Annotated in this window: 5 protein-coding genes and 2 pseudogenes; 2 read left to right on the top strand and 5 right to left on the bottom strand. The window is 49.4% G+C overall.

Annotated elements, in window-relative coordinates:
• From BLQ59_RS05750 to BLQ59_RS16525, 3 genes and pseudogenes are all read right to left on the bottom strand, one after another.
• Window positions 1–287 (bottom strand): helix-turn-helix domain-containing protein (locus tag BLQ59_RS05750; RefSeq protein WP_143005299.1); only part of this gene is annotated, 287 nt, incomplete at its 3' end.
• Between the two features lie 473 nt (window positions 288–760).
• Window positions 761–841: pseudogene (locus BLQ59_RS15975) on the bottom strand (flagellar basal body rod C-terminal domain-containing protein); the annotation flags it as partial.
• Window positions 842–897: 56 nt separating this feature from the next.
• A pseudogene (locus BLQ59_RS16525) lies at window positions 898–1,137 on the bottom strand (flagellar basal body FlgE domain-containing protein); the annotation flags it as partial.
• A gap of 416 nt (window positions 1,138–1,553) precedes the next feature.
• Here BLQ59_RS16525 and BLQ59_RS05730 point away from each other — a divergent pair.
• Together BLQ59_RS05730 and BLQ59_RS05725 are read left to right on the top strand one after the other, a co-directional pair.
• A complete protein-coding gene (locus tag BLQ59_RS05730) occupies window positions 1,554–2,630 on the top strand; it encodes a M48 family metallopeptidase (RefSeq protein WP_074571947.1) in 1,077 nt (358 codons plus the stop codon).
• 309 nt (window positions 2,631–2,939) lie between these two features.
• A complete protein-coding gene (locus BLQ59_RS05725; protein WP_074571946.1) occupies window positions 2,940–4,505 on the top strand; it encodes a flagellar hook protein FlgE in 1,566 nt (521 codons plus the stop codon).
• A 57-nt stretch (window positions 4,506–4,562) separates the two neighbouring features.
• Here the strand turns inward: BLQ59_RS05725 and BLQ59_RS05720 are convergent, their stop codons facing one another.
• Together BLQ59_RS05720 and moaA are read right to left on the bottom strand one after the other, a co-directional pair.
• Entirely contained in the window at window positions 4,563–5,507 is a 945-nt protein-coding gene (locus BLQ59_RS05720; RefSeq protein WP_074571945.1) for an MOSC domain-containing protein, read from the bottom strand.
• Window positions 5,508–5,510: 3 nt separating this feature from the next.
• A complete protein-coding gene (gene moaA / locus BLQ59_RS05715) occupies window positions 5,511–6,500 on the bottom strand; it encodes a GTP 3',8-cyclase MoaA (RefSeq protein WP_074571944.1) in 990 nt (329 codons plus the stop codon).
• Window positions 6,501–6,508: the final 8 nt, after the last annotated feature.

Here is a 6,508-nt window from a genome sequence, read left to right as displayed (position 1 = left end):
TTGAAGAAATTCTGGTATGCTGTGTCGAGATTCTTCAAAGACTCCTGTAATGCCATGCTGTCTACCTCTTTCAGCCAGCTATACTCTTCATACCTTTTCAAGTCCGTCAGCATGGCACTGGTCTGATTGTAGGTTACAGACTTATGGTTTGCAGTCCATTCATCTCTACGGATGGCGAGAAAATGATTGAACACAAATCGGCAACAGCCCAGAGTACGGTTAATTAGTTCTTGCTGGGCATGGTTCGGATATATTCTGAATTTGAAGCCCATTGTGTACTTGTCCATTCTCTCACTTCCTTTCTACAAAAATTATACTACAAACAAGTTAAAAAGTAATTGTCCACCTTCAATTACTTACGTAAATTCGGTGGACACGCCTTATATCCCCATAACTAAAGTTAGGGGTTTTACGGCGTTTTGGATAAAATGTGATATACTGTTCATGCCTTCTGCTAAAGGAGGTGAGGAAGTGTCCCGGAAGGAAATACTATTGCACCTGTTATGCCCTTTTACTGTGGGCGTCCTAGTAGCACTGTTTAACTACTGGCTGAACCACTAAAGAGGAAACAGACACAGAAAAACCCAGCATTTGCGGTGCTGGGTTTTTTTGTACCTTCTGTAAAAGGAAATGTAATTCCGTATCCCTTCAGGAGTCCTATTGCTAAACTCCGTATGGTCATTATATCACCCCTAATCAGAAACAGTCAAGCTGTAAAACAAAACACCCTGCAAGTCCAAGACCGCAGGGCGTTAACGTATTATCTCTTCATATTGATCATCGTTTCAAGCATTTCATCGCTGGTAGTGATGATCTTGGAATTAGACTGGAACCCGCGCTGGGGGGTGTAGACGTTCCACCAGATACGGCAGAAATGTACAGATTGGTATTGGATTTATCTATTGAGCCAGACGAAAACACAAGCGTACTAGCCAATGCCGTGTCGGATGCGTTGGCAATACTGCAGGTTATAGTCGAATCAGTACTTGCAGTCATGTCACGGTTACATAAAGTATCCAGCGATATTGTCCAGGTATTGCCGTTGACCGTTGTGCTATCGCTGCTCAAAACCTCTGTGCGGGTAAAATATATCGGCAGGCTATGCGTATTTCCCAAGGTATCATAAACCGTTACCATTGTAGTAATAGGCAAGCTATAACCAACCGTATATGTACCGGACGTCTGCGTAACCGTGCTACCATCACTCATGGTCAAGGTCATTTGGTATCGCTGCGGCCAGAAAGAAGGGCGTGCGCTTTGGGCGTCCTCAAAAGCAGGTACCAGATAATTTTTACCAACAGTGCATGCTTTGGCATAGCGGCTCGTGCAGCCTTGCACAAGCTGCGCAGGCTTGTCGGATGCCATTGTCTACGTTCTATATGAAATGTAAAAAACATCTGAACCAGTGATTATCATGTCTTTTGGCAAATGAGAATAAGTCTACACATTGACAACCATATAGCGGAGTTATACTATAATAAAGGAATAAAAATCTTTTTGAGGAGGATATTATCTTGAAGGGAAAAAGAAATTTACAGAGATCTTTAGCAGTAATGGGATTATCGTTAGCGTTGCTTTCGGGAACGGCTGTTGTGCAGCCGCAGACTGCGGAAGCAATTTCACTTGGCGACATAGGCGGTCTGGCGCAGGTAGGGATTCAGTATAAGGCGGCCCGTGACCAGCTCAAAAAACAGGTAGATACCCTGAACCTTACATCTGAAGGCAGTTATTATATGCTGGCCAATTACAAGCAGCAGGTCGGTGTCGATCACGACCCGGCTATGAACCGGCGTCTGGCAAATATGATGCAGACACTTACGGCAGCTGTACGCAGTGTGGATCCGTCCATTGACAAGCAGCCGTATAAGTATTTTCTGAATCCGGACCGGTCATTCAATGCTTTCTGTGGAATGGGACATGTAATGAGCGTCAACCGTGGTGCGTTTGAATTTGTAGCCGCTGATGATGAACTGGCTTTCGTCGTGGGACACGAGATGGGACATGGTCAGAAAGCGCATGCTGCAAAAGGCGTGCTCAAGGCGGCAGATAAACAGCTTATTGCCTCCATTGCCTCGGCGTCATTGGGCGGCACGCAGCTTACCAACACAATTGCCGGTATGGGATTGAAAATCAGCAAGGCCCATTCGACGAAAGACCGCGAATGGGAAGCAGACGATCTGGCTTGGGAATATATCACGCATACCAATTATAATATTGGTGCAGGTGCCGCCGTTTGGCAGCGGATGCTTGATAAATCCGGCAACAATGCCCAAAAAGGCGCAGACATGTGGTTTAATCCGTCCGACCATCCCAACAATGCAGCCCGTCGTGACAACTATGTCAAGAAACTCACCGCATACAGCGGCAAGCACGTCACCAATAAGGATGGCGTAGTTATGGTCAATGGCAAGAAGTTCGTCAAACCAGCTGCCGCTGGCGGTATGAGCTCCCGCGAACGTTCCTACTTCGTCATGGGCAATCTGGCCGCAGCCTATCATAATGGGCATAACAAAGCCGGCGCTACGGTCAATGGCAACACGGTCATGCTGGGTGCACAGCCGATCCTGACCTGTGCGGCAGGCGATGAATCGGCCAGAACGTTGGCTGACCGGTTGAATTCCATCAAATAAATATCACACATAAACACAAAGCGTAAGGCTGTTATGATTGGCCTTGCGCTTTTTTGTCGTCAACTTAATTTTTCTTAAAAGATAAACTTTTGTGAAAATAAAATTTTCACTTAAGGAAATCGCCGTTTGCTCCGATAAACATTGTAGATTAGGAAGGAAAAAGCTTTTCAAAAAAGTATAGGTTTCTAAAAACTTTCTTTCCATAGGAAAAAACTATAACGCCGTCATGCAAGGATTCGCAGCACGGCATTCGACAAGGAACGTCGCCTAGTTGTAACAATGTATGGGATAAAGGAGAAGTGATCTATCATGATGCGTTCGCTGTATTCGGGAGTTTCTGGTGTAAAAGGTCATCAAACTCGTATGGATGTTGTAGGTAACAATATTGCCAATGTAAATACTACGGGGTTCAAGTCCGGTCGTGTCACTTTTGCCGATACCCTGAGCCAGACACAGTCCAGCGCCAGCGCTCCGGCAGGGAATCTGGGTGGTACCAATCCGAAACAAATTGGCCTTGGCGTAGGCGTGTCCACGATTGATACATTATTCACTGATGGTGCTGTGCAGGCTACAGGCAAGAATACAGACTTGTGCCTGTCTGGCAACGGCCTGTTTGTAGTGAAGAACGGCAACGAAACTTATTACACCCGCAATGGTGCTTTTGAATTTGATGAAAGCGGCAACTACGTTATGCCCGGCAATGGTATGAAAGTACAGGGATGGATGGGAACAAATGGCACATTGTCCACCACGGGTGCTGTAACGGATATCGTCATTCAAAACGGTAAACCAATGGAAGCAAAAGCCACAGAACAATCTATTTACAGCTATAACCTAAAAGCAAATCCGCCGATTATCACGGAATACTCGTTCACCAATGGTACTACCACCTATACCAGAACTTCGGGTACTCATGACGGCTACTACGTTGAAGCATCTACCTCTCAGCCGGTTACCGTAACATTCAGTGATGGTACAAAAACAACATACACCTCCGGCGTATATACAATAGGACGTTCCTTACCTGTATCTACCACATTCAATTACTATGATAGTTTGGGGACGGTACATACAGCGACTGTCTTGCTTGAAAAAGCTGCTGTAGGAGCAATGTCTTATACAGATGAAAATGGTAATACTCAGGACAACAAAACAGGTACTGCCTGGGCGGTTTCTCTGGGGTCTACAGCTGCTGTTAAGGAGACAGACGGCTCTACTACTAATTATAGCCTTGGCACGCACACATTGGCTTTTGATGAAAACGGCGTATTACGCACCGCTACAAACTTCACACCGACAGATGCATTGACCTATGATAGCGATAGTGCAATAGCTCAGGCTGACATGAGCTATGAACCTGATGATATCACTGCCAGCAGTGCAGCCACAATCAAATTAACAGCTACAGTTCATGCTCCAAACGGTTCCACCAGACCTCAAGATATAACCCTTGATTACAGTAATGTAACATCATATGCTGATATCAATACGATCAATGCAACTGCAAATGGCAACGCTGCCGGTACGCTCAAGAGTGTTTCCATTGACAGTTCCGGCGTGATTACCGGCGTATATACCAATGGTGTTCGCCAATCCGAAGCACAGGTGGCCGTAGCTCAATTCTCCAATATTTCCGGTCTGACAAAAACCGGCAGCAGCTTGTATCAGGCCTCCAATAACTCTGGTACAGCCAATGTGAAAACCGCCACTGATATCGGCTGCTCTATCACCCCGTCTGCCCTCGAAATGTCCAACGTCGATATCGCCAATGAATTCTCCGATATGATCATCACCCAGCGCGGTTTCCAATCTAACTCCAAGATCATCACCACCAGTGATGAGATGCTTGAAACCATGATCAATATGAAACGGTAATATAAAAATTCCCTGCAGCCTCTTCAATGGTTGCAGGGAATTTTTTGCTATACTTTCTTATTTGTGATGTTCATGCCGCCCGCATTCACTATCTTCGCCGCGCAGGATATCGATACCGTGCTTGAGTGGCGGCAGGATGAAGCCTAAGCATTCCTCCACGGCTTTCTTGCTGCCGGGCAGGTTCACGATCAGGCTGCGGCGGCAGATGCCGGCCTGTGCGCGGCTCAGCATGGCACGGTCGGTGATCTTTAGCGACAAGGCGCGCATGGCTTCGGGAATGCCTGGGGCCAGACGTTCGCTGACGGCGAGCGTTGCCTCAGGGGTGATATCCCGCGGCGAAAAGCCCGTGCCCCCCGTGGTGGCAATCAGGGCAATGCCCCTTGCTGCCAGTTCCCGCATCTTGGCTTCGAGTTGCGGCTGTTCATCCGGCAGGATTACTTTTTCCACCACCGTATAGCCATTTTCCGTAAGGATTTCGGCCACCTTTGCACCGCTTTCGTCTACGCGTTCACCGCGGCTGCCCTTGTCGCTGGCCGTGATGATGGCCGCTTCAAGCGGCAGCCTCTCCCCAGGCTGTACGAGTTCCAGTTCGTCGCCGACTTTGACCTCACCGCCATGCAGCACCCGGCCGAATATTCCTTCCCGCGGCATAATGCAGTCGCCGACCTGCTCGCGGATGGCGCAGCCCTTATGACATTCCTTGCCAATCTGGGTGATTTCAAACCAGACCTCGCCCGCCCGCAGACGTGTACCCACAGGCAGTTCCTTGAAGCGGAAGCCCTCGGCCACGATATTTTCACCAAAGGCACCGAACTCGACCTTCACGCCCAATTTGCGGAAATCCTCGATTTCCTGCAAGCCGAGGAAGCTCACCTGCCGGTGCCATTTGCCCGCATGTGCATCCCCCTTGATGCCCCATTCCGTTTCAAACATCACTTTATCCACCTGTGTCTTGAGCGTGCCTTTCTTCTCGCTGGTGCACAGTGCATGAATCTTGCCCATCAATTAGCCTCCCACCTGATACATGGCGCGGCTGTCCCGCGCGGTATTCTCTCTATCCGTAAATAAATGCTCTGCAGGCTTGCGGTAGATAGCCTGCCGCAGAGCCAGCCGCAAATTCTCATCGCTGATGCCGTTCCTGAGCAGCCCGCGCAAATCCAAACCGTTCTTCTGATTCAGGCAAAGCTTCAAAAAGCCCTCAGCCGTCAGCCGCACCCGGTTGCAGGTCGCGCAGAACTTATGCTCCATGGCGTCGATAAAGCCCACCTGTCCCCGAAAGCCAGGAATCCGGTAATACTCGGCCGGGCCCTGCAGCCGGTCCATTTTCCGTCCCACAGGATGAAGCGAACCATAGGCTTCGGTCAGCCTTGCCCGCACTTCATCCATCGGCACGCCTTCATAGCCCACTTCATAGGCACAGCCAATGGGCATGAGTTCGATAAAGCGCACCTTGACAGGATAATCCCTCGCCAGCGCCGCCAAAGCCGGAATCTCGCCATCGTTGACCTCGTAAATCGGCACACAGTTGAACTTGATATTCGTAAGTCCCAGCGACAGGACTGTTTCCATCCCGGCCTGCACTTTCGCAAACAACGGACGGCGGGTAATCTCGGCAAATCTAGCCGCATCCAAGGTATCGAGGCTGATATTGAGCCCCGTAAGCCCGGCCGCGGCCAGCTCTTCCCCCATCTCCGCCAGCAGCACGCCGTTGGTGGTCAGTACCACCTGTTCAATGCCGGGAACCTGCCGGACTTGACGAATCAACTCCACGATTCCCCGCCTGACCAAAGGTTCGCCACCGGTCAGGCGCACTTTTTTTACGCCCAATGCGGCCAGGCCTTTCACCACGCGCAGGATTTCCGCAAAGGTCAGGATATCTTCATGGCGCAGCTTGGCCACACCTGCCTCCGGCATACAGTAACGGCAGCGCAGATTGCAGCGGTCGGTAAGGGATATGCGCACGTATTCGATTTTCCGTTCATATTGGTCTTGCATAAAATCCA

The sequence above is a fragment of the Pseudoselenomonas ruminantium genome, from assembly GCF_900104055.1.
Lineage (GTDB): Bacteria > Bacillota > Negativicutes > Selenomonadales > Selenomonadaceae > Selenomonas_A > Selenomonas_A ruminantium_C.
The sequence above is the reverse complement of the archived record's forward strand: the minus strand, read 5'-3'. Positions and strand labels throughout refer to the sequence as shown.

What these genes read in the sequence shown, in the direction of transcription:
- moaA (WP_074571944.1), bottom strand. Translation starts at nt 6,500, where the DNA reads ATGCAAGACCAATATGAACGGAAAATCGAATACGTGCGCATATCCCTT.
- BLQ59_RS05720 (WP_074571945.1), bottom strand. Translation starts at nt 5,507, where the DNA reads ATGGGCAAGATTCATGCACTGTGCACCAGCGAGAAGAAAGGCACGCTC.
- BLQ59_RS05730 (WP_074571947.1), top strand. Translation starts at nt 1,554, where the DNA reads ATGGGATTATCGTTAGCGTTGCTTTCGGGAACGGCTGTTGTGCAGCCG.
- BLQ59_RS05725 (WP_074571946.1), top strand. Translation starts at nt 2,940, where the DNA reads ATGATGCGTTCGCTGTATTCGGGAGTTTCTGGTGTAAAAGGTCATCAA.